The organism is Streptomyces albus subsp. albus, from assembly GCF_000725885.1.
GTDB classification, from domain to species: domain Bacteria; phylum Actinomycetota; class Actinomycetes; order Streptomycetales; family Streptomycetaceae; genus Streptomyces; species Streptomyces albus.
Genome location: NZ_JODR01000009.1, coordinates 196,098 through 221,102 on the forward strand (window position 1 = coordinate 196,098; position 25,005 = coordinate 221,102).

Here is a 25,005-nt window from a genome sequence, read left to right on the forward strand (position 1 = left end):
GTGTCCACGCCCCGGGCGGTCTCGGACGGCGGGAGTTCCTGGCTCACCCGGCCGGTAGCCGGGCTCACAGTGGCGGGACCGCGCCGGATTCGCACCGGGCTTCCTCCCCTGTCGCCGTCGCTGGCGATGAGGGCGGACCGGATGGTCCGCCCAGAGCATCGTAAGGGTGTCCGACGAGCAGCGGGAGAGCGCCCGGTGGGGGCCCGGGCGGGGAGGGCTCCGGTGGGAGTGCGGGAGGGCCCCGCCGAGAGTGCGGGAGGGCTCCGCCGTGGTGGCCGGTCCCGCGTGGAGGCGGCCCCGCCGGGAGCGGGAGGCTCGTACAGCGGGAGGGGCCGCGCAGCGGGAGCGGGAGGGCCCGCGCAGGGGGTGGGTATGCTCGCCGCCATGCCCGTCTCCCCCGCCCGTCCGCCCTCCCAGGACGCCGCCACCGTTGCTCCTGCAACGAGTTGTGCGGCCCCCAGGGTGCGCGACGACGCCTGCCCCGGCGCGCTCCGGCTGCACCAGGCGGACGACGGTGCGCTCGCCCGGATACGGGTGCCCGGCGGCATCCTGGACGCCGGGCAGGCCGCAGCACTCGCCGAGGCGGCGGACCGACTGGGCGACGGCGAGCTGCACCTGACGTCACGCGGCAACATCCAACTCCGCGGGCTCGCCGCCGAGTCCGGGCGGGAGCTGGCCGCGCTGCTGACGGACGCCGGACTGCTGCCCTCCCGCGCGCATGAGCGGGTACGCAACATCGTCGCCTCGCCGCTGTCCGGACTGGACGGCGCCGGACACCGGGACATCCGGCCCTGGCTCACCCGTCTCGACAAGCTGCTGTGCGAAAGCGAAGAGGCCCAGGGGCTCTCGGGGCGGTTCCTGTTCGCGCTGGACGACGGCCGCGGGGACGTGGCCGCACTCGGCGCGGATGTGACATTGCTCGCGGTCCGCGACGGCGGCGCGCTGCTCCTCCTGGACGGTGCGACGCAGGCTCTCCGTATCGACGGCACGGACGAAGATCGCGCCCCGGCTGCGGCCCTCACCGCCGCTTTGACGTTCCTCCGCGTGGCGCGTGAGGACGGCGTACGGGCGTGGCGCGTCCGCGAACTCCCCGACGGCGCCGACGCGCTGCTGCACCGGCTCGTCGCCCGGCACCTCGACGGTGACGCCACCACTGTCGCTGTACCCGGCGCCGCCGGCGCGGTTCCGCCCGCCGCCGTTGATGCGGTACCGCCAGCCGCCGCTGACGCGGTACCGCCGACCGCCGCTGCGGCCCCCGCGTCGAGCGGCCCGCCGCCCGGGCTCGTCCGCCCAGGTACCCCGGACGGCAGTGCCGACCTCGCGGATGCCGGAGCCGACACCACGGACGCCGGAGCCGACACCACGGACGCAGACACCGTCGCGCTGTCCGTGCTCGCTCCGCTGGGCCGGCTCACCGTCGCGCAGTGGCGGCTGCTGGCCCGCACCGCCGGTGAGCAGGGGGCCGGTGAGCTGCGGGTCACGCCGTGGCGCGGCGTCGTCCTGCCCGGCCTCGTACCGTCCCGGGCCGCGGCGCTGCGGGCCACGCTGGATGCGGCCGGGCTGGTGACGGACCCCGGCTCCGCCTGGCGCGGAGTGGGCGCGTGCGCCGGACGGCCCGGCTGCGGCAGGGCGTTGGCGGACGTACGGGCGGACGCGGCGGCGTGCCTCAAGGACGACGGCCCCGCAAACGGTGGCGGCTCCGCGACTCGCGGCGACCCCGCAAGCGGCGGCGGCCCCGCGACTGGTCGCGCCCCCGCCGCAGGTCCCGCAACCGGTCGCGCCTCCACCACCGGTGAAGGCTCCGCAACCGGCGGCGCCCCCGCCACCAATGAGCCGTTGCCCGTGTACTGGTCCGGCTGCACCCGCCGGTGCGGCCAGCCACGGGGCGCCCGCGTCGAAGTGGTCGCCGCACCGGACGGCTACCACGTGGCGACGGTGGCCCCGGGCGCCGAACCCGGACCGGGCGCACCCGCCACCGGCAGGCTCGTACCGTTCGGCGCTCCGCGGCAGCTGGCCCCCGCCGTCGCCGCGGCCCGCTTCCGGGCCGACCCGCAGCAGGCGGGCACCACCCCCTCCCTCCCCGCGCCGACACCCGACCTGCCGACGACAACAACCGACCGACCGACGGACGACGACGAGAGCTGAGCGCACAGTGTTCGAGTACGAGAAGGACGGCGCTGCCATCTACCGGCAGTCCTTCGCCACCATCCGCGCCGAGGCGGATCTGGCGGGGCTGCCCGCCGACGTCAGTCAGGTCGCGGTGCGGATGATCCACGCCTGCGGCATGGTCGATCTGGTGCGGGACCTCGCCTACACCCCCGGTGTGGTCGCCCGTGCCCGCGAGGCGCTGCGCGCGGGGGCGCCGATCCTGTGCGACGTGGCGATGATCGCCAGCGGGGTGACCCGCAGGCGGCTGCCCGCCGACAACGAGGTGCTCTGCACGCTGGCCGATCCGCGGGTGCCCGACCTGGCCGCCGAGTTGGGGACGACGAGGACCGCCGCGGCTCTCGAACTGTGGCGAGACCGGCTGGAGGGCTCCGTGGTCGCCGTCGGCAACGCGCCCACAGCGCTGTTCCGGCTGCTGGAGATGGTGGCGGAGGGGGCTCCGCGCCCGGCGGCGGTCATCGGGGTGCCGGTCGGTTTCGTGGGTGCGGTGGAGTCCAAGCAGGCGCTGGCCGCGAACGAGGCAGGGCTCGATCACCTGGTCGTCCACGGCCGACGGGGCGGCAGCGCCCTGGCCGTGGCCGCGCTCAACGCCATCGCCAGCGAGGAGGAGTAGAGCCGGTGACGAGAGCGAACGCGCACGCGGCGGACGGGAACGGCGCGGGCGGAGCCAACGCAGGTGGCGCCGGCACCGGCGGCACCGGGCGGCTGCTCGGTGTCGGACTGGGGCCGGGCGACCCGTCGTTGATGACGGTACGGGCGGTCGAGGCCATCGCGGAGGCGGACGTGGTCGCGTACCACAGCGCCCGGCACGGCCGCTCCATCGCCCGCTCCATCGCGGCCCGGCATCTGCGGCGCGACCACATCGAGGAAGCGCTGGTCTACCCCGTCACGACGGAGGGCACGGACCATCCCGGCGGCTACCGCGGCGCGTTGGAGGAGTTCTACGCCGAGGCGGCGGCGCGGCTGGCCGCCCACCTCGACGCGGGCCGCACGGTGGCGGTCCTGGCCGAGGGCGATCCGCTCTTCTACGGCTCCTACCAGCACATGCATAAGCGGCTTGCCCACCGCTATCCGACCGAGGTCATCCCGGGGGTGACGTCCGTCAGCGCGTCGGCGGCCCGTCTCGGCACGCCGCTGTCGGAGGCGGAGGAGGCCCTCACGATCCTGCCGGGCACGCTGTCCGAGGAGGAGCTGACGGCGCGGCTCGCCTCCAGCGACGCGGTGGCGGTGATGAAGCTGGGGCGCACGTTCCCGAAGGTACGACGCGCTCTGGAACGCTCCGGCCGGCTCGCCGAAGCGCACTACGTCGAGCGCGCGACGATGGCCGGCGAACGCACGGGCCTGGTCGCGGACGTGGACCCGGACTCGGTGCCGTACTTCTCCGTCGCCGTCCTGCCGAGCAGGGTGGGCGCCCCGGCAGGCGCCGTACGGGAACGGGACGGGCAGCCCGCGGCCACCACGGCCCGGGGCGAGGTGGTCGTCGTCGGCACCGGCCCCGCCGGCCCGCTGTGGCTGACGCCGCAGACGCGGGGCGCGCTGGCCGCCGCCGACGATCTGGTCGGCTACACCACCTACCTGGACCGGGTACCGCACCGGGACGGCCAGCGCCGCCACGGCTCGGACAACCGGGTCGAGGCCGAACGCGCCGAGTTCGCGCTGGAACTGGCCCGGCGCGGCCGGCGGGTGGCCGTCGTATCGGGCGGGGACCCGGGGGTGTTCGCCATGGCCACCGCCGTACTGGAAGCCGCAGCGCAGGAGCCGTACGCCGACGTGCCGGTACGGGTGCTGCCCGGGGTCACCGCCGCCAACGCCGCGGCGGCCCGCGCCGGTGCCCCGCTCGGCCACGACTACGCGGTGATCTCCCTCTCCGACCGGCTCAAGCCGTGGGACGTCATCGCCGACCGGCTGCGCGCCGCCGCCCGCGCCGATCTGGCCCTCGCCCTCTACAACCCCGGCTCGCGGAGCCGCACCTGGCAGGTCGGCAAGGCCCGCGAGGTCCTGCTGGAGCACCGTGCGCCGGACACCCCGGTCGTGGTGGCCCGCGACGTGGGCGGCGACGGCGAACGCGTCCACGTCGTCCCGCTGGCCCGCCTCGACCCGGCGGACGTCGACATGCGCACCCTCCTGATCGTCGGCTCCTCCCAGACCCGCACAACGACCCGCCCGGACGGCACCACCACGGTCTGGACCCCCCGCCGCTACCCGGAGAGCGGGGAGAGGCGGCACGCGGAGGGGTGAGCGCCGCAGCGCGGGCCTCCCCGTCATGTGCCGTACCGACGGTCCCGTGACGCCGCGTGGGCGAGGAGAACGGCGGCTCGCATCTGTACGACGGGGTCGGCCGTCCGGTCCGGCGCGATCATGAACGGACCGCTGCCCTGACCGTCGTGTTCGCGGGCGTCGCGGCGCAGGCGGGTGGCGAGTGTGAGGGCGGCCCCGGCTTCGCTGCGCGGGAGGGGCCGGTCCCTCGCGTCCCACGCCAGCCGAGCGAGCGCGTGGGCCCGGTCCTCCGCGCTGCTGGTGCGCCAGGTGCCGGCCAGGAAGGTGGAGTGGGCGGCGTCGTGGTGGCCGACGATGTGCAGCTTCCACCTGATGTGGCGGACGAGGGTGAAGCTGCGGGCTGTGCGCTCAGCCATCGGTCGGCTCCTTGGTCGGGTATGCCCGGGGTGGGCAGGCACAGCGGCGGGTGACGCTGATGATCGGCGGATAGTCCCCGGTCACCGGGGTGGTGGTCACATCCAGGCGCGGCATCTGCCCGCAGTCCGAACACAGCGTCAGGTCCCGTTCCAGCGCGGCCCGTACGGATGCGAGGGCGGAGTCGGGCACGCTGCCCTTCGTGCAGCGTGGGCACGCACACGGCGGGCACGGCACCCACTCCGGAGGCGGCCCCTCGCCCTTCACGGTCCGCTCGCGGGTCCAGGTGCGGCCGGAGTCACGCGAGACACGGATCGTCATACGGCTCACGACGCGGCCCTCACCACATGTTCCCGTCGCAGACACTTCAGCCGGCGATCCGGCCTGCATCCAGTCGCTGTAGTCGGGTTCGAGTACCTGACCGTCATCCGGGCGGCTCCCCTCGCTGAGTTCACAATCAGCCAACTGCGGGACGCCCGTCTCGGCCGGACGCAAGACCGGACTTTTGAGCGGACTTTCCGCCGTGACCGGTCATTCCTCGTTCCCCAGCCGCTACCGTCGGTGAACAAGCGGATCACCGGAAGTACCGTTGACCCCCTTTGAACAGGCGTGCCTCGAGCACGGCTGGCGCCGGCCGTCGGACTTCCTTCGAGCGTTCGATGCGACCGCCGCCGTGCTGGGTGAGGTCGTCACGCTGACAGACCGGCAACTCCGCAGATGGCGTCAGCCCTCGCCCCCTGAGCCCCGGGCCCGTGCGTGGCGCGTGCTCCATGCCATGTTCGGGGTCAGTCCGCGTGAACTGGGGTTCCCCGGGCCCCCGCCCGGTGCGACCGTGGGGACGGAACCGCTCCTCGTGGAGAAAGGCACCAGCAGCGTGGACCGACGCGCCTTCCTCAATGATTCCCTCGGTGTCGCGGCCGGCGCCGGACTTCCACCGGGCCTGTCGCCCGCTGGACGTTCCGGAGCCGTGGGCACGACCCATCTGCGGGAACTGCGAGAAGGGCTCCGCTCGCTGTACCAACTCGACGACGCCTACGGCGGCGGTGACGTACGTTCCCTCGCGGCCCGGCACTTGCGCCGCGTGCGCCGCGTCATCAACACCAGCCGCTACCCCGAGACCATCGGCCGGCAACTCCAGTTGCTCGCCGGAGAGACGGCGGAGCATTGCGCGTGGCTGGCGTACGACGCGGACGACCAGGACACCGCACGCCGCTACTGGGGAGAAGCTCTCGCGTCAGCGACGATGCTCCGCGACAGCAGCCTCGAAATCCTGGTGCTCTCCTCGTTGTCGATGCAGGCGTCGTACGAGGGGCGCCCCCGTGACGGTCTCGATCTTGCCCGGGCCGCACGCGAACGGGCCACGCGTTTCGGCTCGCCGGTCCTGCAGTCCCTCATCGCCTCCCGTGAGGCGCGGGCCCTGTCCCTGATGGACGACGGCAAGACAGCGGGCAAACGCCTCGCCGATGCCATGCGCCTGGTCGAACGCCATGGGCCTCGATCGCGCCCCTCCCCGGGCTGGGCGGCGTTCCACGGCCGTGCCGAACTCGACTACGCGCAGGGCCTGCTGTACACGGAGACCGGCCACCACCGCGCGGCCACGCAGTACATCCGAGCCGCGCTCGCCCACCAGGACCGCACCTACGGACGCAACCGGGCGCTGTACCGGCTCACCCTTTCCCGCAGTCTCCTCAAGGCCGGAGACGTGGACGAGGGCGCCGCCCACGCCGTGGACAGTCTGGAACATCTGGAGGAGGTCGAATCCGCCCGCGTCCTCAGACGTCTGCACGAAGTGACCGGCCTCCTCGACAGCCACGACTCCGCGAGCACCAGGGACGCGGCCGAGCAGTTGACGCAGTATGCCCGCCTGAGAGGAGCCGCGTGATGTCCGGCATCGTCTACCGGCTGTATGAGGGGCGAACGGTGGCGGGGCAGCTCGACGCGTTTCTCCCGGTGTACGAAGAGGTGTACGCCGAGCCTCCGTACAGCGAGGGCCCCGAGGACATCGCGGAGTTCGTCGAGCATTTCCGCGTCCATGCCCGGCGGGCAGGCATCCGGCTGGTGCTCGCCCGTGAGGCGGGGGAGGTCGTCGGTTTCGCCTACGGATATCTGCTGGCTCCCGACACGCGGTGGTGGGCGAACGTCCAGGAGCCGCTTCCCGGTGACTTCACGTGGGAGGACGGCACCCGCACGTGGGTCGTCATCGAGCTGGGCGTGCGGAAGCCCTGGCGCCGCCGGGGCATAGCCGGGGGCCTTCACGATCGCCTTCTCGAAGGGCTGGTGGTCGAGCGCGTCACCCTCACCGTGCGGCCCGAACCGGAAGCCGCACCGGCCCGGGCCGCGTACCGCTCCTGGGGGTACCGGCGCGTCGGCCGGTCCCACCCCTGGGACGGCGCCCCGTGCTACGACGCGATGGTCCGCGAAATCGGGCCACCGTGTGCCGAGGCTCCCTAAGAGCATGCTCCCCCGTTGCTCTCCCGGACGGGGTCGCCGCACACTCCGACCAAAATTGACTGAGTCAAAAGAACCCGGTTACCGTCTGGGTGGTGCGTGGCAGGTCCGCGCGCCGCCTGTTCGAGCTGTCCACCCGTCGAATCCGCACGGAGCCCCCATGAAGTGCTACGACTGCGACCTGTCCGGAGGGAGCGGGACGCCCATCGGCGTCTGCTCCCGTTGCGGTCTGGTCATCTGCCGTGAGCACGGCCGCGTCACCGAGGCGGTCGTCCATCTGTCGCGCGGTCCCGGCAGGTCCACCAGCGACCGGCCCGCCCGTCGCGCGGTCTGCCACACCTGCTACGGCGCCGAGCACCCGGCCTGACCGGGCTCGTCACGGGCCGGGCCCCGCACCAGGCGGCGCCGTGACCACACCGGGCCCACCCGCCCCACGCGTTCTTGACCCGGTCAAATCAGCCCTCCTACAGTGCAAGTCCGGCGAGCGGGCAGCCGCGCGGGTGGGCGGCACCCGCGGAACGATCCGAGGGATGTGACGGGACATGGATGAGGCGGCCGAGCTGCTGAAGGCCAGGGGACTGCGCAACACCACGCAGCGCCGCGCCGTGCTGTCCGCCCTGCGCGGGCACGCGCACTCCACGGCCGCCGAACTGGAGCGCCGCCTCGAAGCGGCGCAGCCCCCCGCCGGGCTCTCCCGCCAGGGCCTCTACAACGTGCTGGAGGACCTGAGCCGCGCCGAGCTGATCCGCTGCATCGAGCCCGCCGGGTCACCGGCCCGCTACGAACTCCGCGTCGGCGACAACCACCACCACCTGGTGTGCCGCAAATGCGGCCGGATCGAGGACGTGGACTGCACGGTGGGCCGGGCGCCCTGTCTGGACCCGTCGGACAGCAAGGGCTTCACCATCGACGAGGCGGAAATCACCTGGTGGGGTCTGTGTGACCGCTGCCGCTCCTGAGTGACGGGTCCCGCAGCACAGCCTCCGCGGCGTCCTCGGGACTCGCCACCACGCGGACCCCGTCCGGCACCGGGGGGCGGCGGACGATGACGACGGGCACGCCCGCCTCCCGCGCGGCCGTCAGCTTCGGTGCGGTGGCCGCCCCGCCGCTGTCCTTCGTCACCAGCACGTCGATACAGTGCCGGCGCAGCAGCTCCCGTTCCCCGTCGAGGGTGAAGGGGCCCCGCTCCAGCAGCAGCCGCATCCGCGCCGGTACGGGCACGTCGGGCCCTGGCGGGTCCACGGACCGTACGAGGAACCACAGGTCCGCTCCCGCGGGCCCCGCGAACGCGCCCAGGCCCAGGCGTCCCGTCGTCAGGAAGACGCGCTCGCCCAGCCGGGGCAGCAGCGCGGCGGCCTCGTCGAGGGAGTCCACCGGGTGCCAGTCGTCGCCCGGCGCCGGGACCCAGCCGGGGCGGCGCACGGCCAGCAGGGGAACATGGGCGGTGGCCGCGGCCTCGGCGGCGTGGAAACTGATCGTTCCGGCGAAGGGATGGGTGGCGTCGATGAGCACGTCGACACGGTGGGCGCGCAGCCAGTCCACCAGCCCCGCGATGCCGCCGAAACCGCCGACCCGCACCTCGCCGGGCGGCATCCGCGGTCCGGCCACCCGCCCGGCCAGCGAACTGGTGACGCGCACCGACGGCGTACCGTCCAGCAGCCCGGCCAGGCGGCGGCCCTCCGTGGTGCCGCCGAGGATCAGTACGTGCACGAGGGGCGGGTCCTTCCATGACTGAGACGAGCGAGCCGACGGAGACGGGCCGGCCCACAGGCACGAGCGGGCCGACGGAGACGGGCGGCGGGCCGGCGGACACCAGCGCGCCCACAGAGCCCACGCAGATGACGGAGCCCACAGCCCTCGCAGCCGCCGACGTGCCTGCGGACACGGGCCGGCCCGCAGGCACAGGCGAGCCGACGGAGACAGGCGGGGCAACAGACACCAGCGCCCCGGCCGGTGGGCGGGGCGCCCAGCTCAAGCACACGGGCCTGCGGCCGGGCTGGACGACGGGGGCCTGCGCGACGGCGGCGACGACCGCCGCCTACACCGCGCTGCTGACCGGCGAGTTCCCCGACCCGGTGACGATCACCCTGCCCCGCGGCCAGACCCCCGCCTTCGCGCTGGCCCGCGAGGAGCTGGGCGCGGAGCGGGCCATGGCCGCCGTCGTCAAGGACGCGGGCGACGACCCGGACGTCACCCACGGTGCCGTCATCCACGCGACGGTGCGCCCCCTCCCCGCGGGCGCGGGCGTCGTCTTCCGTGCCGGGCCGGGGGTCGGCACCGTCACCCGGCCCGGACTGCCGCTGGAGGTGGGCGAGCCCGCCGTGAACCCGGTGCCGCGCCGGATGATGCGCGAGCACGTCGCGCGGGTCGCCGCCGAGCACGGCGGCAGCGGCGACGTGGAGATCACCCTGTCCGTCGAGGGCGGCGAGGAGCTGGCCCGCTCCACCTGGAACCCGCGCCTGGGCATCCTCGGCGGACTGTCCATCCTCGGCACGACCGGCATCGTGGTGCCGTACTCGTGCTCGGCGTGGATCGACTCGATCCGCCGCGGGGTGGACGTCGCGCGTGCGGCAGGCCGCACCCATGTGGCGGGGTGCACGGGCTCCACCTCGGAGCGGACCGTCGTCACCGAGTACGGGCTGCCCGAGGACGCGCTGCTGGACATGGGCGACTTCGCCGGCGCCGTCCTCAAGTACGTGCGCCGGCACCCCGTGGACCGGCTGACGGTCTGCGGGGGCTTCGCCAAGCTGTCCAAACTGGCCGCCGGCCATCTGGATCTGCACTCCAAGCGCTCCCAGGTGGACAAGGGCTTCCTGGCGCGGCTGGCCCGGCGCGGCGGGGCCGACGAGGCGCTGGCCGACCGGGTGAGCGAGGCCAACACCGGGCTGGCCGCCCTCCAGATGTGCGCCGCCGCCGGGGTGCCGCTGGGCGACCTGGTGGCCGAGGCCGCCCGCGACGAGGCCCTGCGCGTACTGCGCGGCGCCCCGGTCCGGGTGGACGTGCTGTGCATCGACCGGGCGGGCACGGTGGTGGGGCGCAGCACGGTGCGCTGACCCGTCGCCGCCCCGCCCTGCGGGACGAGGACCGTCCGCCGCCGCACCCCGCGCCGGTACACGCACCGCTCGGGCCGATGCCCCCGCCGTCCCCCTCAGCACACGTGCCGTTCCCGTTCCGGTGAGTACAGGTGGCTGTCGGCGAACTGCCGGGCGGCCAGGGTGCGGCCCACCAGGATGACGGCGGTCCGCGTGATGCCCGCCGCCTTCACCTGGCCGGCGATGTCCGCGAGGGTGCCGCGCAGCACGGTCTCCTCCGGGCGACCCGCGTAGGCGACGACGGCGGCGGGGCAGTCGGCGCCGTAGTGCGGCAGCAGTTCGGCGACCACTTCGTCCGCGTACCGCGCCGCCAGGTGCAGCACCAGCAGGGCGCCACTGCGGCCGAGAGTGGCCAGGTCCTCGCCCTCGGGCATGGGGGTGGCCTGCCGGGCCACGCGGGTGAGGATCACGGTCTGGCCGACGGTGGGCACCGTCAGCTCCCGTTTGAGGGCGGCGGCGGCAGCCGCGAACGCGGGGACGCCCGGCACCACTTCGTACGGCACGCCCGCCGCGTCCAGCCGTCGCATCTGCTCGGCGACGGCGCTGAAGACGGAGGGGTCGCCCGAGTGCAGCCGGGCCACGTCGTGCCCCTCGGCGTGGGCGCGCACCATCTCCTCGGTGATGGCGTCCAGGTCGAGCTGCGCGGTGTCCACGAGACGGGCGCCGGGCGGGCACTCGGCGAGCAGGTCCCGCGGTACGAGGCTGCCCGCGTACAGGCACACCTGGCAGGCGGCGAGCGTCCGGGCGCCGCGCACCGTGATCAGGTCGGCGGCGCCGGGCCCGGCGCCGATGAAGTACACGGTCATTGCTCGTCTCCCACAGCGTTTCCGGAGTTCCTGGCCGTTCCGGAGTTCCTGGCCGTTCCGGGGTTCTCGTCCGCTCCGGGGTTCCCGGCCGCCCCCGTACCCGTGACCGTTACGGGGCTCCCGGCCGCCCCCGCATCCGTGACCGGTACGGGGCTCCCGGCCGTCCCCGGGCCCCCGGCGTCAGCGGCGTTGCCCGCGTCACCGGCACCACCGGCGTCCCGCCCGGCTGCTTCCCCGTCACGTGAGGCGGCACCACCGGAGGCGGCGGCCAGGGGCGCTCCCGGCTTGCACACCGCCCACTGCGTCACCGGCATCGCCTGCCGCCATCCGGTGAAGTGGCCGACGGGCGTGCCGTGGGCGACGGCCAGCCGCACCAGTTCGCCGCCGTGCCGCCGGTACCAGTCCGCCAGCAGTGCCTCGGACTCCAGCGTGACCGTGTTGGCCACCAGCCGGCCGCCCGGTGGCAGCGCCTCCCAGCAGGCGTCCAGCATGCCGGGGGCCGTCAGTCCGCCGCCGATGAACACCGCGTCGGGCGTCGGCAGGTCCGCGAGGGCGCCGGGCGCGGTGCCGGTGACGACGCGCAGTTGCGGCACCCCCAGCCGCTCGGCGTTGCGGGCGATGCGGGAGGCCCGTTCCGCGTCCCGTTCGACGGTGACCGCACGGCACGCGGGATGGGTGCGCAGCCATTCGACGGCGACCGAGCCGGCGCCGCCGCCCACGTCCCACAGCAGTTCGCCGGGTGCGGGGGCCAGCGCGGCGAGCGTCGCGGCGCGCACGTACCGCTTGGTGAGCTGCCCGTCGTGCTCGTACGCGGCGTCGGGCAGCCCGGGGACGGCACCCAGCCGCAGCCCGTCCGGGTCGCGCAGGCAGGCGACGGCGACGATGCTGAGCGGGTCGCCCGGCGGCTGGGACCAGCTGAGGGCCGTGCCCTCACGGATGTGTTCGCGCTCGCCGCCCAGTTGTTCCAGCACCCACATGCGGCTGGCACCGAACCCGCGGTCGCGCAGCAGCCCGGCGACCTCGGCGGGGGTGTCCGCGCCCGCGCCGAGCACCAGCAGCCGCCGCCCGTGGTGCAGGGCCGCGGCGATCCGGGCCACCGGCCGCCCGACGACGCTGACGACCTCGCACTCCTCCAGCGCCCAGCCCAGCCGGGCGCACGCGTACGACACCGACGAGGGGTGCGGCAGCACCCGGGGCGGGGCGGGCAGCAGTTCGGTCAGGGTGCGGGCGATGCCGTAGTGGAAGGGGTCGCCGCTGGCCAGGACCACGATGCGGCGCCCCGCGTGGGCGGCGAGCAGCCCGGGGATCGCGGGCCGCAACGGGGACGGCCACGTCACCCGCTCGCCGGCGCACTCAGCGGGAAGCAGGGCGAGCTGCCGTGCCCCGCCGAGGAGGACATCGGCCTCGCGCAGCACCCGGCGGGAGGGCCCGGTCAGGCCGGACCAGCCGTCGGCACCGATCCCGACGACCGTCACATCGGGCTGGGCGGTCGGGGACGGCGTCAAACCAGGCACCTCGGGGCTCTGCGCGCTGTGCGGGCTCTCGAACAGGGACGCTCGAACTGTACTGTTCGGGCCCCGGCCCGCCGACCCCCGGTCCCGGTCCACAATGGGGCGCATGGACCGCAACGCACAGCCCGACCAGCCCGGCCAGGCCGCATCCGGCCGGCCGAACCCCGACCAGGCCGCCTCGGGCCAGGCCATGCCCGACTGGGAGAAACGGTTCCGGGCGCCGCGCGTCTCGCTGCCCGACTGGGCCGAGGAAGCGCCGGCCCGCTCGCTGTTCGTCTCGAACGCGACGGGCACCTTCGAGCTGTACGCCTGGGACCGCGACACCGGCGAACAGCGGCAGGTCACCGACCGGCCCAACGGCACGACCGACGGCACCCTGACGCCCGACGGCGAGTGGATCTGGTGGTTCTCCGACACCGACGGCGACGAGTTCGGCGTCTGGATGCGCCAGCCCTTCGGCGGCGGCCCCGACACCCCCGCCGTCGAAGGGCTCGACCCCTCCTACCCGGCCGGGCTGGCCCTGGGCCGGGACGGCACCGTGGTCGTCGGCCGCTCCACCGACGAGGACGGCTCCACCATCCATCTGCTCCGCCCCGGCTCCCCCGCCCCCGTCGAGATCTACCGGCACAGCGAGTCCGCCGGAGTGGGTGACCTCTCGCACGACAGCACGCTGCTGGTGATCGAGCACACCGAGCACGGGGACGCCATGCACTCCGCGCTGCGCGTGGTGCGGCCCGACGGCTCCACCGTCGCCGAGCTGGACGACAGCGAGGGCGGCACCAAGGAGCTGGGCCTTTCGGTCCTCGGGTTCGCCCCCGTGGACGGCGACGCCCGGCTGCTGATCGGCCACCAGCGGCGCGGCCGGTGGGAGCCGATGATCTGGGACCCGCTGGCCGGCACCACGCAGGAGCTGAGCCTGGACCTGCCCGGCGACCTCCACGCCGAGTGGTACCCGGACGCCTCCGCGCTGCTGGTCGCGCACAGCCACCAGGCCCGCGACGAACTCTTCCGCTACGACCTGGCCACCGGCGAGCTGTCCCGCATCGACACCCCCGCCGGCTCCGTCATGGGTGCCACCGCCCGGCCCGACGGCACCGTCGAGTTCCTGTGGTCGTCCGCCGCCGAGCCGCCGCAGGTGCGCTCCACCACCGGCGGCGTCGTACTGGACCCGCCCGGGATGAAGGCGCCCGCCTCGGTGCCCGTGGAGGACGCCTGGGTCGAGGGCCCCGGCGGCATGATCCACGCGCTGGTGCAGAAGCCCGCCGGGGAAGGCCCGTTCCCGACCGTCTTCGAGGTGCACGGCGGACCCACCCACCACGACACCGACTCCTTCGCGAGCCAGCCCGCCGCCTGGGTCGACCACGGTTTCGCCGTGATCCGCGTCAACTACCGCGGCTCCACCGGGTACGGCCGCGCCTGGACGGACGCGCTCAAGCACCGGGTCGGCCTGATCGAGCTGGAGGACATCGACGCGGTGCGCGCCTGGGCCGTCGACTCCGGGCTCGCCGACCCGGAACGGCTCGTCCTGGCCGGCGGCTCCTGGGGCGGCTACCTCACCCTGCTCGGCCTCGGCACCCAGCCGGAGGTGTGGGCGCTCGGCCTGGCCGCCGTGCCGGTCGCCGACTACGTGACCGCCTACCACGACGAGATGGAGGCGCTGAAGGCCATGGACCGCACCCTCCTGGGCGGCACGCCCGAGGAGGTGCCCGAGCGGTTCGAGGCGTCCTCGCCGCTCACCTACGTCGACAAGGTCCGCGCCCCGGTCTACATCTCGGCGGGCGTCAACGACCCCCGCTGCCCCATCCGGCAGGTCGAGAACTACGTCGAGAAGCTCGCCGAGCGCGGCCACCCGCACGAGGTCTACCGCTACGACGCCGGGCACGGCTCGCTCGTCGTCGAGGAACGGATCAAGCAGGTCCGACTGGAGATCGACTTCGCGTTGCGGCACCTTCCGCAGCCTCCGCGGGCGTGACCTCGTCCGCCGGGTCCCCGGCCCCTCCGGGGGCCTCCCGGGACCCGGCGGGCCCCTGGGCCGCCTGGTCTTCCTGGGCCTCCTGGGCCTGCGTGGAGGAGTCCGCAGGGGCGTCCGTGGTGGTGTTCTCCTCCGGGAGCAGCCCCAGAGCGGCGTCCTTCGCCATCTCCGCCTCCCGCCGGAAGAAGCGGAACCACATGAAGACGACGAACCCGGCGAAGACGAACCACTGCGCCGTGTACCCCAGGTTCTGGAACGCCTTCAGGTCCAGCCCGGTGCCCTCGGGCGCCACCGGCGGCACCGGCTTGAGCGGCGGCTCGGTGTGCTGCTCGGTCAGCCACGCGTTGGTCACCTCGTACGGCACGACGTTCACCAGCGCCGCCGCACTCACGAAGCCCAGCTGGCCCTCGGGCAGCGCCCCGGACGCCTCGGGCCCCGCGTCGTTGTGCGACTCGGACGCCTGGAGCACCCCGCGCACCGTGACCTCGCCCTTCGGCGGCGCCGGCACCCGCGCCGGGTCCGGGTCGCCGGGCAGCCAGCCCCGCACCACGGGGACCGCCTGGTGGCCCTTCGTCTCGTCGGTCCGCAGCAGCGACAGCACGTAGAAGCCCTGCTTGTCCTTCACGGTGCGGTCCGGGATCAGCAGCGGGTGCGCGGTGTCGAAGCGCCCGGTGACCTTCGCGGTGCGCCCGGCCGTCTCCTCGGTGATCGGCAGCAGCGACGCGAGCGGCTCCGCCTTGGCGTGCGCGGCGGACTGCGACTGCTCCTGCTGCTGGTGGTGCCGGTCGACCCGGTCGTCGAACCGGCTCAGCTGCCAGCTGCCCATCAGCAGACACACCGGAATCGCCAGTACGGCGAAGATGTTGATTCCCCACCACCGCGGGGTCAGCAGGAACCGGTACACCCCACCAACGGTACGCCCCCGCGCCGGGCCCCAGACGGGAGGGCACCGCTCAACCGCCTTCGCACACCGCCACGGACCACTGGCGACTACTGCGGGATGACGCCCGTCCGGTAGATCGTGCCGCCGGCGCAGGTGTCGGGCAGCCGGGTGTTCGCTATCGGAGCGCCGCCCTCCGGGGTGTGCGAGACGACCACGTCGGCGCCGCCGCCCCCGCTGCCGGGGGAACTGCCACCGCCGTCCCCCGCACCGGGCGTGCCCGTACCGCCTCCGCCGGTGCCGTCCCCGCCGCCGGAGCCGCCGTCGCCCGAGCCGCCGTCCGCGCCACCGGAGGCGTCACCGTCGTACCGGCCGCCCTGCGGCGTGGGCGAACTGCCACCGCAGCTCCCGTCGGGCACGAAGGCGAACTTCACCACGTACGCCTGGCCGGGCTGGAGCACCACCTCGTCGCGGGCGACGGACGGGTCGCCCAGTCCGGGTGCCGCGTCCCCCGCGGTGTGGTCCACGACCGCCACCTGGCCGCGCGCCCCACCGCCCTGCACGGAGGCGCCGACGAAGCCCTCGCCGTCCACCGTGCAGGCGTCGCCGGAGACGTTGGCCACCCGGAAGCTGCCGTAGATCGTGCCCGCGCTGTCCGGCGCCCCCGACTGGGCCGAGCCCTGACCCAGCTGGTCGCTGCCGCACGTCGGGGCGCTGGCGCTGAGGGTCTCGTTCGGCCCGGCGCTGCCGCTGCCCGGCCCCCCGGACGGTGACGGGTCCGTGTCCCGGTCCCCCTCGTCGCCCTTGCCCTTCTTCTTGTCCTTGTCGCGGCCGTGCTCGCCGTCGCCCCTGCCGCCGTCCGCGCCGGTCCCCGCCTCGGGGCCGCGCGTCTGGCCGTGCGTACTGGCGGCGGTCAGCGGATGGTCGTCGTCGCCGCCCCCCGGCATGACGCCGCCGTACAGCAGCGCCGGCACGGCCACCGCGGCGACCAGCACCGCCGCCACCGCGCCCACGGCCGCCTGCCGACGGTGCGCGCGCCGCGCAGGCACCGCCCGGCGCAGATGGTCCAGCGTCCGGTCCATGCTCTCCGCGGACGGTTCGATCTCCCGCACCCGGTCCTGCAGCAGCCGCCGGAGAGCGTCCTCCCCGAACCCGGCTCCCGGACCGGCGACGGACCCGGCGGCTTGTGCGGCGTCTGCGGCGTCGGTGGCCGGGGCCGTCCCGTCGTCGGAGGGCTCCGCCGGGGGCGCGCCCGGCGTCCGTCCCTGAGACGTTTCTTCGCGGGCCGTGCCGTCCTCACCGGTGCGCTGCTTCTTCCCGCCGGGGGGCGCCGCCGCCTCGGACAGAGGCTCCGTCCCGGACTCGGACGCCGCAGCCCGGGGCCCGCCCGCGCTCTTGCCGGAGTCCGCGGCGGCCTCGGGCACGTCCGGGGTGCCCTCGCCTGCGTCCTCCGCGTCCGCAGCGCTGGCCGCCTCCGTGGCGGGGACCGCCTCCGCGGCGGTGGCCGCCTCCATGGCGGGCCGTAGCTCTTGCGGGGGACCCGCTCCCTTCGCCGCCGACGGCGTCCGCGGCGGCTCCGCAGTGTCCCCGGGCTCTTCCCGCGCGGACTCGGAACCGGCGGACTCCGCACCGGCGGTCTCCGTCCCGGCGGACTCCGAACCCGCCGTCCCCGCACCGGCGGTCTCCGCACCGCCCGGGGTGCCCTCCCCGCCGGCGGCTCTTTCTCCGCGCGGGGCCTTTTCGTCGCCCGCGGGGCCCGCGCCGCGGGGGGCCCTCTCCTCGCGCCCGCCGGCGTTCTCACCGGGCGGGTCCGTGCGCTCGCGCTCACTCATGACGCGGTCTCCATGGCGGTGCGCAGGGCGGCGATGCCGCGCGAACCGTACGCCTTCACGGAGCCGAGGGAGAGTCCGAGCACCTCGGCCACCTGAGCCTCGGTCATGTCGGCGAAATACCGCAGTACCAGCACCTCGCGCTGGCGCCGCTGCAAACCACGCATCGCCTTTATCAACTGATCCCGTTCGAGCTGTTCGTAGGCCCCCTCCTCGGCGCTCGCCATGTCGGGCATCGGCTTGGAGAGCAGCTTCAGCCCGAGGATGCGGCGGCGCAGCGCGGAGCGGGAGAGGTTCACGACCGTCTGCCTGAGATAGGCGAGGGTCTTCTCGGGGTCGCGGACGCGTTTGCGCGCCGAGTGGACGCGGATGAACGCCTCCTGGACGACGTCCTCGCAGGAAGCCGTGTCGTCGAGCAGGAGCGCCGCGAGTCCGAGCAGGGACTTGTAATGGGCGCGGTAGGTCTCGGTCAGATGATCGACTGTGGTGCCCGGTGCCATCGCCTCGTCAGTGTCCCCACCCTGTGCGAGACCCGGTGAGAGCGGGCGCGTGGGGCGCGCGGCGGCAGACCAGGGCGCGATCACCGGCATGCCTCCGCCCACAGGCAGCGCTCCGGCGCGTGCGACGGGTCGGGGGCGGCCAGGGGCCGTTGCGATTCCGAGTACCTCTGCCACGCCTGTTTGACACGTTTCCCCCCGTCAGGGTTGTACGCGACAGGCACTGTGCGGAAAAACACACCACATGCCGTCATACACACATCTCTCAGTCTTCAAGAAAGCCCCGTTGATGCAGTGTCCGCTCCGGCGCCCGGGCACGCTCCCCCCTGGCTTCCCGGGCCTGGCCGCCCGGGACCGGGTGGGTCCGGAGGAAACAATGACGCTCCCCGGCCGCCTGCCGGTTGCAGGCGGGCGGGGAGCGTCATTCTCCGTCAGCGGGTACCGCCGTGGCCAGTGGCCCCGGGGTACCGGTACGTGCGCGCGCTGCGGCTAGCGGCCGGTGCCGCCGTAGACGACGGCCTCGTCCGAGTCGCTGTCGAGCCCGAAGGCGGAGTGGACGGCGCGTACCGCGTCCCCCACCGCCTCCTCGCGGGTGACGACGGAGATGCGGATCTCCGAGGTGGAGATCAGCTCGATGTTGACCCCGGCGTTGGACAGCGCCTCGAAGAAGGTCGCCGTCACGCCCGGGTTGGTCTTCATGCCGGCGCCGACGAGGGAGATCTTCGCGATCTGGTCGTCGTAGCGCAGCGAGTCGAAGCCCACCGTGCCCTGCGCCTTCTCCAGCGCGGCGATCGCCTTCTTGCCCTCCGCCTTGGGCAGGGTGAAGGAGATGTCCGTCAGCCCGGTGGAGGCGGCGGAGACGTTCTGCACCACCATGTCGAGGTTGATCTCGGCCTCCGCGATGGCGCGGAAGAGCGTCGCGGCCTCGCCCGGCTTGTCCGGCACCCCGACGACCGTGACCTTCGCCTCGGACGTGTCGTGCGCCACACCCGAGATGATCGCCTGCTCCATCGACTCTTCCCCTTGCCCGTCCGGCTGCTCGTTCGTGACCCACGTGCCCTTCAGGCCGGAGAAGGACGACCGCACGTGGATCGGGATGTTGTAGCGACGCGCGTACTCCACACAACGGTGCAGCAGCACCTTGGAGCCGGAGGACGCCAGCTCCAGCATGTCCTCGAAGGAGATCCGGTCGATCTTCCGCGCCTTCTTCACGACGCGCGGGTCGGCGGTGAACACCCCGTCGACGTCCGTGTAGATCTCGCAGACCTCGGCGCCCAGCGCCGCGGCCAGCGCCACGGCGGTGGTGTCCGAGCCGCCGCGGCCCAGCGTGGTGATGTCCTTGCTGTCCTGGGAGACGCCCTGGAAGCCGGCGACGATGGCGATGTTGCCCTCGTCGACCGAGCTTTGGATCCTGCCCGGGGTGACGTCGATGATCCGCGCCTTGTTGTGCGCGGAGTCGGTGATCAGACCGGCCTGGCTGCCCGTGAACGACTGCGCCTCGTGGCCGAGGGATTTGATCGCCATCGCCAGCAGCGCCATGGAGATCCGCTCTCCGGCGGTCAGCAGCATGTCGAACTCGCGACCGGAGGCGACCGGAGACACCTCTGAGGCAAGGTCGATCAGCTCGTCCGTCGTGTCACCCATCGCCGAGACCACGACGACAACCTGGTTGCCGTTCTTCTTGGCTTCGACGACCCGCTTGGCAACGCGCTTGATGCCCTCGGCATCGGCAACGGAGGAGCCGCCGTACTTCTGCACGACAAGGCCCACGTGTGCTCGCTCCTCGAATCATTTCCCGGGACCCCGGCGCTCCGCGCGACACTGCCCGGAATGATGGGATCCACTGATCGGCTCAGTGTAACGACCGGGCGGAATCCGCACCCGCCCGGCAGACCCCTGCCCGCCCGACCGCGGATGACACGAAAACGTGACCGTGCTCACGCGCATACCGGACACCGCGCACCGCACCCGCGTGCGCGCTCCGGGAGCCACGACGGGCTAACGCAACCCCGCCCGGTGCCGCCCGAACGAGGCGGCCGGCACACAGCGAGACGGCCCTCAGCCGCGTTTGAGGCCCAGTGGGGCGGCGATCTCCTCCGCCATCACCGCGCCGGCCTCCGCCTCCAGGGAGCCGTCGCCGTCCTCGTCGGCGGCGTTGCTGTCGGTGTCCAGACCGTCCAGCTCCTCCAGCGGCTTGTCCAGCCGGACGTGCGCCACCAGGGACTGGAGGGCGCGCAGGGCGGCCGAGGCGGTGGGGCCCCAGTTCGACAGGTAGGAGAACTGCCACCACCACAGGGCCTCGCTCACCCGGCCCGCGCGGTAGTGGGCCATGCCGTGCCGCAGATCGGTGACCACGTCGGCCAGGTCGTCCGAGATCCGGCAGGGGACGGGCGTGGCCCGCGGCACGTACGGGTCGAAGACCTCCGAGTAGACGTCCACCGGGTCCAGCAGCGCGGCGAGCCGCTCACGCAGCTCGTCCACGTCCGGCTCGGGGCCCACGTCCGGCTCGTACCGCTCGTCCGGGACGATGTCCTCGTGCGCGCCCAGCCGGCCGCCCGCCAGCAGGAGCTGCGAGACCTCCAGCAGGAGGTACGGGACGGCACTGTCGGGCTCGTCGCCCTTGGCGACCTCGGTGACCGAGACGATGAAACTCTCGATCTGGTCGCTGATCTGGACGGCGAAGTCGTCCGGGTTGTCGGTGATGGTGTTCAGCGTCGCATCGGACATCGGGCAACCTCTCCCCTGTGGAGTCCCCTGGAGCCATCCCCCGGCGGGATCACCCCTCGTCGGCTCGTCCCCTCGGCTCACACGTCAAGGAGCCGCCTTCCCTCGAAGGCCCGCCCCAGGGTGACCTCGTCCGCGTACTCCAGGTCCCCCCCGACGGGAAGCCCGCTGGCCAGCCTCGTCACCTTCAGGCCCATCGCGGAGACCATCCGGGCCAGGTACGTGGCCGTCGCCTCGCCCTCCAGGTTCGGGTCCGTGGCGAGGATCAGCTCGGTGACCGACCCGTCGGCGAGCCGTGCCAGCAGCTCCCGTATCCGCAGATCGTCGGGGCCGACCCCCTCGATGGGACTGATCGCCCCGCCCAGCACGTGGTACCGGCCGCGGAACTCGCGGGTCCGCTCGATCGCGACGACGTCCTTGGGCTCCTCGACCACACAGATGACCGACGGGTCACGGCGCGGATCGAGACAGACCCGGCACTGCTCCTCCTGCGCGACGTTCCCGCACACCGCGCAGAACCTGACCTTCTCCTTGACCTCGGTCAGCGCACTCGCCAGCCGCCGCACATCGGTGGGCTCGGCCTGCAGGATGTGGAAGGCGATCCGCTGCGCGCTCTTGGGACCGACGCCGGGCAGCCTGCCCAGCTCGTCGATGAGGTCCTGGACCACGCCTTCGTACACGGACGGCTCCTGCCTGCGCTCACTCGCTGGTCCCCGGCGCCCGCGGGACGCCGAGCACGACTCGTTTCCTCGGTACTTCAGTACTTCGTCAGTACTCCGCCAGTACTTCCTCAGTACGGTAATGGCCCCCGCGGGCCACCACTAGCCGCTCAGCCCCACCGCCCGGCCCGGCCCCCGCCCGCCTTCGGGCCCGGGGCCGGGGGCTGGACCTGGGCCCGGGAGACGCAGCGGCCCGCGAACGGCGGGGCCGCCGGCGACAGGGGCAGATCCGTCTGCGACAGGGGCAGGGCCGTCGGCCTCAGAACGGCAGGCCCGGCATTCCGCCCATGCCCTGCGCGAGCGGTCCCAGCTTCTGCTGCTGCAACTCGCTCGCCGCGCTGTTCGCGTCACGGACCGCCGCCAGCACCAGGTCGGCGAGGGTCTCGGTGTCGTCCGGGTCCACGGCCTTCGGGTCGATGACGAGCCTCATCAGCTCGCCGGAACCGCTGACGGTCGCCTTCACCAGGCCACCACCGGCCGTGCCCTCGACGGACGCCTCGGCCAGCTCCTGCTGCGCCGTGGTCAGATCCTGCTGCATCTTCTGCGCCTGCTGCAGCAACTGCTGCATGTCAGGCTGTCCACCACCGGGAATCACGATCGCTCCTGGCTCACTAGACGCCGTACTGAACGCTCCCGAGCCTACGTGCTCCCGCCCTCGTGGGGCGGCCCCTCCCCGGAACCCGGTGACGGGCTCCGGAGCGGGCCCCCGATCGCGGGCTCTGGCGGCTGCTCACTCGTGCTGGAACTCCTCGATGACCGTCGCACCGAGTTCGCGGACGATCAGGTCGTGGCCCGAGAGCGCCGAGTCGTCCAGATCGGGGTCGTCCTCCGCGGGCATGTCGTCCTCCAGCCCCACCCCGCCGGAGACGGGCGACGCCGCAGGAGCCGGTGCCGCCGGGCGCTGCGCCTCCGGTGCCGGCGCCGGAGCGGGCACCGGGGCCGGTGCCGCGGCCGTGGGCGCGGGCCCCGCCTGGGACGACGGGCCCGGAGCCGGCTGGGGCGCCGACCACTGCTGGGGCGGCCCCGCCGCGGCCGGCGCGGCCACCGCGCTGCGGGCGCCGGCTCCGCCCCCCGTCGCGCCGGGCCCCGCACCGAAACCGGGGCCCGGCCCGCTAGGGCCCCCGGGACCACCGCCGCTGCCGCCACCGGACGGGTCGACCAGCGCCTCCACCTGCCACTGCACGCCAAGCGCGTCGTTGAGCGCCTGCCGCAGCACCTCGTCGCTGCCACCGTTGCAGAAGCTGTCGCGGGCCCCCGCGTTCGGGAAGCCGACCTGGAGCGTCTTGCCGTCGAAGCCGACGACCTGCGCGTTCTGGCTGAGCAGGATCCAGGTGAAGCGCCGCCGGTTCTTGACGGCCTCCAGGATCTGCGGCCACATCTGCCGGATCTGCGCCGGATCCCCGCCGCCTGCGGGTGCGGACGAGACGGGGGCGGGCGGCGCGGCCGGCGGCTGCGCGGCGGGGGGCGGGCCCGCCGGGGCCTCGCCCGCAGGCGGACCGGCGGGGGCACCGCTGCCCGGTGCGGTCGCGCCGGGCCAGGCACCGGGACGGCGCCCGGCCCCGCCGGCACCGCCCGTACCGGCACCGCCACCGGGCCCCGTACCGCCCGGCCAGGCGCCGGGCCGGCGGCCCGGCTCGGCGGCACCGCCTCCGGCGGCCGGAGCCGGGGCCGACGGGGCCGCCGCGGCCGGGGCAGAAGCGGGCTGCGAGGGGGCGGGTGCCGGGGCGGCGTACCCCGCGTCCGCCGCCGGCGCCCCGGCGTCCGGGCCCGCTCCAGCGCCGGGCGGCACGGGCGCACCACCAGCGGGCACCGAGGCGGGCGCAGGGGCACCAGCAGGGGCGGGCGCACCGGCCGCGGGGCCGCCCGCGCCGGGTGCACCGCCGCCCACCGCTCCCAGGGCGACGCCGCGCTCCAGCCGGTCCAGCCGGGCCTGCACGGAGCGCTCGTCCCCGTACGTGGCGGGCAGCAGGACCCGGGCGCAGATCAGTTCCAGTTGCAGCCGGGGCGCGGTGGCACCGCGCATCTCCGTGAGCCCCGTGTTGACGATGTCGGCGGCGCGGCTCAGCTCGGCGGCGCCGAAGACCTCCGCCTGGGCCCGCATCCGCTCGATGACGTCGCCCGGGGCGTCGATCAGCGTCTTCTCGACCGCGTCGGGCACCGCTGCGAGGATCACCAGGTCCCGCAGCCGCTCCAGCAGATCGGTGACGAACCGGCGGGGGTCGTGGCCGCCCTCGATGACGCGGTCGATCACCTCGAAGACCCGCGCCCCGTCACCGGCGGCGAAGGCGTCCACGATGTCGTCGAGCAGGGCGCTGTCGGTGTACCCGAGGAGCGCGGTGGCCATGGCGTACGTCACACCGTCCTCGCCAGCGCCGGCGAGGAGTTGGTCCATGACGGACATCGAGTCACGCACGGAGCCGGCTCCGGCCCGCACGGCGAGCGGCAGCACCGACTCCTCGACGGGGATGTTCTCGCGCTCGCAGACCTCGGCCAGGTAGTCCCGCAGGGTCCCCGGCGGGACGAGCCGGAACGGGTAGTGGTGCGTACGCGACCGGATGGTCCCGATGACCTTCTCCGGCTCCGTCGTCGCGAAGATGAACTTCAGATGCTCGGGCGGCTCCTCGACGACCTTCAGCAGCGCGTTGAACCCCGCGGGGGTCACCATGTGCGCCTCGTCGACGATGTAGATCTTGTACCGGCTCGACGCCGGGCCGAAGAACGCCTTCTCCCGCAGCTCGCGGGCGTCGTCCACACCACCGTGCGAGGCGGCGTCGATCTCGATGACGTCGATCGAGCCGGGCCCGTTCCGCGCCAGGTCACGGCACGACTGGCACTCCCCGCAGGGCGTGGGCGTCGGCCCCTGCTCGCAGTTGAGGCAGCGGGCCAGGATCCGCGCGCTGGTCGTCTTCCCGCAGCCGCGCGGACCACTGAACAGATACGCGTGGTTGACGCGGTTGTTGCGCAGCGCCTGCTGCAACGGGTCGGTCACATGCTGTTGCCCGATGACCTCCGCGAAGGTCTCGGGGCGGTAGCGGCGGTACAGGGCGAGGGACGACACGCCCCCGACGATATAGGCGCCCACCGACAACCGCCGCCACGTGGCGTACCCCACACCCCCGACCCGCCGCCCCGGCCGGCCCCGTCAGCCCCCATCGGCCGCATCCTGCCCCGCCGGGCCCGTCAGTCCCCATCGGCCCCATCAACCCCAGAGGGACCGCCGGCCCCGCCAGCTTCCTCGGCCCCATCAGTGCCGCCGATCCCGCCGGCCCCCGCGGCCCCGTATCGCCCCCGGACATGCGAACGCCCCCCACGCACCCGCCAGAGCCGACCTACCCTTGCTGCCTTCCGGCCCTGGGGGAGTTCAGTCAGTTAGCGCCACGTGAGGGGCTGCCGCCAGCCTACCCGATCCCCCGCGCCCCCGACGACCTCCCTCCCCCGCCCACCCCACCTCGGGGTACGCGTTCGCGAGCACCCCTGAACGTCTTGTATTGTTCTCGGCGGAGGATTCGCCTAGTGGCCTAGGGCGCACGCTTGGAAAGCGTGTTGGGGGCAACCCCTCACGAGTTCGAATCTCGTATCCTCCGCCCAGCCTTCACCGGGCTGAACGTAGGGCCCCACCGCCTCGGCGGTGGGGCCCTACGTCGTTCGGAGCCTCTGCCTCACTTTCCCCACCGACTCGGGGAGACCAGGCAGGGAAGCACGTCACAGACGCGCTGCGGCCCTACCACCG

The 25,005-nt window shown here is 74.0% G+C and carries 21 protein-coding genes, 1 tRNA gene, 1 other RNA gene, 1 pseudogene and 1 riboswitch; of the genes and pseudogenes, 10 read left to right on the plus strand and 14 right to left on the minus strand.

All coding sequences use genetic code 11. The annotated features are described in order from the left end of the window. Positions 1 to 32 precede the first annotated feature (32 nt). A riboswitch (cobalamin riboswitch) is annotated at positions 33 to 106 on the minus strand. Between the two features lie 266 nt (positions 107 to 372). From cobG to cobJ, 3 genes are all read left to right on the plus strand, one after another. Beyond that, on the plus strand, positions 373 to 2,145 hold the full coding sequence (gene cobG / locus IO40_RS0111975; RefSeq protein WP_033229839.1) for a precorrin-3B synthase: 1,773 nt from the start codon (positions 373 to 375) through the stop codon (positions 2,143 to 2,145). A 7-nt stretch (positions 2,146 to 2,152) separates the two neighbouring features. Next, positions 2,153 to 2,779 (plus strand): precorrin-8X methylmutase, encoded by a 627-nt coding sequence (locus IO40_RS0111980; protein ID WP_016473063.1) that lies wholly within the window; start codon positions 2,153 to 2,155, stop codon positions 2,777 to 2,779. Between the two features lie 92 nt (positions 2,780 to 2,871). Beyond that, positions 2,872 to 4,404, plus strand: a complete 1,533-nt coding sequence (gene cobJ, locus IO40_RS0111985; RefSeq protein ID WP_031175390.1) for a precorrin-3B C(17)-methyltransferase — start codon at positions 2,872 to 2,874, stop codon at positions 4,402 to 4,404. Between the two features lie 23 nt (positions 4,405 to 4,427). On the opposite strand, the gene IO40_RS0111990 is transcribed toward cobJ, so the two are convergent. After that, positions 4,428 to 4,799, minus strand: coding sequence for a hypothetical protein (locus IO40_RS0111990; RefSeq protein ID WP_016473065.1), 372 nt, complete (start codon positions 4,797 to 4,799; stop codon positions 4,428 to 4,430). Next, a complete protein-coding gene (locus IO40_RS35270; RefSeq protein WP_106963950.1) occupies positions 4,792 to 4,989 on the minus strand; it encodes a hypothetical protein in 198 nt (65 codons plus the stop codon). The genes IO40_RS0111990 and IO40_RS35270 overlap by 8 nt, the downstream gene beginning before the upstream one ends. A gap of 397 nt (positions 4,990 to 5,386) precedes the next feature. Between IO40_RS35270 and IO40_RS0112000 the strand changes: the two genes are divergently transcribed. From IO40_RS0112000 to IO40_RS0112015, 4 genes are all read left to right on the plus strand, one after another. Continuing rightward, complete coding sequence (locus tag IO40_RS0112000) at positions 5,387 to 6,679, plus strand: NsdA family TPR-like regulatory protein (RefSeq protein ID WP_016473067.1); 1,293 nt, start codon at positions 5,387 to 5,389, stop codon at positions 6,677 to 6,679. Continuing rightward, the gene (locus IO40_RS0112005; protein ID WP_016473068.1) at positions 6,679 to 7,248 is read left to right on the plus strand and encodes a GNAT family N-acetyltransferase; all 570 of its coding nucleotides are present in this window, start codon (positions 6,679 to 6,681) and stop codon (positions 7,246 to 7,248) included. The genes IO40_RS0112000 and IO40_RS0112005 overlap by 1 nt, the downstream gene beginning before the upstream one ends. 157 nt (positions 7,249 to 7,405) lie before the next feature. After that, positions 7,406 to 7,612 (plus strand): DUF2180 family protein, encoded by a 207-nt coding sequence (locus IO40_RS0112010; protein ID WP_016473069.1) that lies wholly within the window; start codon positions 7,406 to 7,408, stop codon positions 7,610 to 7,612. Between the two features lie 175 nt (positions 7,613 to 7,787). Beyond that, a complete protein-coding gene (locus IO40_RS0112015) occupies positions 7,788 to 8,204 on the plus strand; it encodes a Fur family transcriptional regulator (protein ID WP_016473070.1) in 417 nt (138 codons plus the stop codon). Here the strand turns inward: IO40_RS0112015 and IO40_RS0112020 are convergent. Beyond that, positions 8,167 to 8,955: a cobalt-precorrin-6A reductase gene (locus tag IO40_RS0112020; RefSeq protein WP_016473071.1), complete on the minus strand. Its 789-nt coding sequence runs from the start codon at positions 8,953 to 8,955 to the stop codon at positions 8,167 to 8,169. The genes IO40_RS0112015 and IO40_RS0112020 overlap by 38 nt on opposite strands. Before the next feature lie 17 nt (positions 8,956 to 8,972). On the opposite strand from IO40_RS0112020, the gene IO40_RS0112025 reads away from it, so the two are divergent. Continuing rightward, complete coding sequence (locus IO40_RS0112025; RefSeq protein ID WP_016473072.1) at positions 8,973 to 10,298, plus strand: cobalt-precorrin-5B (C(1))-methyltransferase; 1,326 nt, start codon at positions 8,973 to 8,975, stop codon at positions 10,296 to 10,298. 95 nt (positions 10,299 to 10,393) lie between these two features. Here IO40_RS0112025 and cobM read toward each other — a convergent pair whose 3' ends face one another. Then, positions 10,394 to 11,143: a precorrin-4 C(11)-methyltransferase gene (cobM, locus tag IO40_RS0112030; RefSeq protein ID WP_016473073.1), complete on the minus strand. Its 750-nt coding sequence runs from the start codon at positions 11,141 to 11,143 to the stop codon at positions 10,394 to 10,396. 281 nt (positions 11,144 to 11,424) lie between these two features. Next, positions 11,425 to 12,618: pseudogene (gene cbiE / locus IO40_RS33475) on the minus strand (precorrin-6y C5,15-methyltransferase (decarboxylating) subunit CbiE); the annotation flags it as partial. Positions 12,619 to 12,844: 226 nt separating this feature from the next. On the opposite strand from cbiE, the gene IO40_RS0112040 reads away from it, so the two are divergent. Next, a complete protein-coding gene (locus IO40_RS0112040; protein WP_031175392.1) occupies positions 12,845 to 14,626 on the plus strand; it encodes a S9 family peptidase in 1,782 nt (593 codons plus the stop codon). On the opposite strand, the gene IO40_RS0112045 is transcribed toward IO40_RS0112040, so the two are convergent. From IO40_RS0112045 to ffs, 9 genes are all read right to left on the minus strand, one after another. After that, the gene (locus tag IO40_RS0112045; protein ID WP_016473076.1) at positions 14,562 to 15,530 is read right to left on the minus strand and encodes an SURF1 family protein; all 969 of its coding nucleotides are present in this window, start codon (positions 15,528 to 15,530) and stop codon (positions 14,562 to 14,564) included. The genes IO40_RS0112040 and IO40_RS0112045 overlap by 65 nt on opposite strands. Before the next feature lie 86 nt (positions 15,531 to 15,616). Continuing rightward, complete coding sequence (locus IO40_RS0112050; RefSeq protein WP_031175393.1) at positions 15,617 to 17,338, minus strand: hypothetical protein; 1,722 nt, start codon at positions 17,336 to 17,338, stop codon at positions 15,617 to 15,619. Continuing rightward, positions 17,335 to 18,009, minus strand: coding sequence for a SigE family RNA polymerase sigma factor (locus IO40_RS0112055; protein WP_374117470.1), 675 nt, complete (start codon positions 18,007 to 18,009; stop codon positions 17,335 to 17,337). Before IO40_RS0112055 ends, IO40_RS0112050 begins: the two co-directional genes overlap by 4 nt. 312 nt (positions 18,010 to 18,321) lie before the next feature. After that, the gene (locus IO40_RS0112060; protein ID WP_016473080.1) at positions 18,322 to 19,602 is read right to left on the minus strand and encodes an aspartate kinase; all 1,281 of its coding nucleotides are present in this window, start codon (positions 19,600 to 19,602) and stop codon (positions 18,322 to 18,324) included. A gap of 288 nt (positions 19,603 to 19,890) precedes the next feature. Further along, entirely contained in the window at positions 19,891 to 20,559 is a 669-nt protein-coding gene (locus IO40_RS0112065) for a DUF5063 domain-containing protein (RefSeq protein ID WP_031175394.1), read from the minus strand. A 77-nt stretch (positions 20,560 to 20,636) separates the two neighbouring features. Beyond that, entirely contained in the window at positions 20,637 to 21,236 is a 600-nt protein-coding gene (gene recR, locus IO40_RS0112070) for a recombination mediator RecR (RefSeq protein WP_016473082.1), read from the minus strand. 298 nt (positions 21,237 to 21,534) lie between these two features. Beyond that, positions 21,535 to 21,870 carry a YbaB/EbfC family nucleoid-associated protein gene (locus IO40_RS0112075; protein ID WP_016473083.1) on the minus strand — a complete coding sequence of 112 codons (336 nt, stop codon included), beginning with the start codon at positions 21,868 to 21,870 and terminating at the stop codon, positions 21,535 to 21,537. A gap of 135 nt (positions 21,871 to 22,005) precedes the next feature. Beyond that, positions 22,006 to 24,333 carry a DNA polymerase III subunit gamma and tau gene (locus IO40_RS0112080; RefSeq protein WP_031175395.1) on the minus strand — a complete coding sequence of 776 codons (2,328 nt, stop codon included), beginning with the start codon at positions 24,331 to 24,333 and terminating at the stop codon, positions 22,006 to 22,008. Positions 24,334 to 24,570: 237 nt separating this feature from the next. Further along, positions 24,571 to 24,667, minus strand: an RNA gene (ffs, locus tag IO40_RS35275) — signal recognition particle sRNA small type. Between the two features lie 107 nt (positions 24,668 to 24,774). On the opposite strand from ffs, the gene IO40_RS0112085 reads away from it, so the two are divergent. Continuing rightward, positions 24,775 to 24,859: transfer RNA gene (locus IO40_RS0112085), tRNA-Ser, on the plus strand. The last annotated feature ends 146 nt before the right edge of the window (positions 24,860 to 25,005 follow it).

Bases quoted from the DNA above. Each gene is read 5' to 3' on its own strand.
- cobG (WP_033229839.1), top strand. From the start codon at position 373: ATGCTCGCCGCCATGCCCGTCTCCCCCGCCCGTCCGCCCTCCCAGGAC.
- IO40_RS0111990 (WP_016473065.1), bottom strand. From the start codon at position 4,799: ATGGCTGAGCGCACAGCCCGCAGCTTCACCCTCGTCCGCCACATCAGG.
- IO40_RS0112005 (WP_016473068.1), top strand. From the start codon at position 6,679: ATGTCCGGCATCGTCTACCGGCTGTATGAGGGGCGAACGGTGGCGGGG.
- IO40_RS0112010 (WP_016473069.1), top strand. From the start codon at position 7,406: ATGAAGTGCTACGACTGCGACCTGTCCGGAGGGAGCGGGACGCCCATC.
- IO40_RS0112015 (WP_016473070.1), top strand. From the start codon at position 7,788: ATGGATGAGGCGGCCGAGCTGCTGAAGGCCAGGGGACTGCGCAACACC.
- IO40_RS0112025 (WP_016473072.1), top strand. From the start codon at position 8,973: ATGACTGAGACGAGCGAGCCGACGGAGACGGGCCGGCCCACAGGCACG.
- cobM (WP_016473073.1), bottom strand. From the start codon at position 11,143: ATGACCGTGTACTTCATCGGCGCCGGGCCCGGCGCCGCCGACCTGATC.
- IO40_RS0112040 (WP_031175392.1), top strand. From the start codon at position 12,845: ATGCCCGACTGGGAGAAACGGTTCCGGGCGCCGCGCGTCTCGCTGCCC.
- IO40_RS0112050 (WP_031175393.1), bottom strand. From the start codon at position 17,338: ATGAGTGAGCGCGAGCGCACGGACCCGCCCGGTGAGAACGCCGGCGGG.
- IO40_RS0112065 (WP_031175394.1), bottom strand. From the start codon at position 20,559: ATGTCCGATGCGACGCTGAACACCATCACCGACAACCCGGACGACTTC.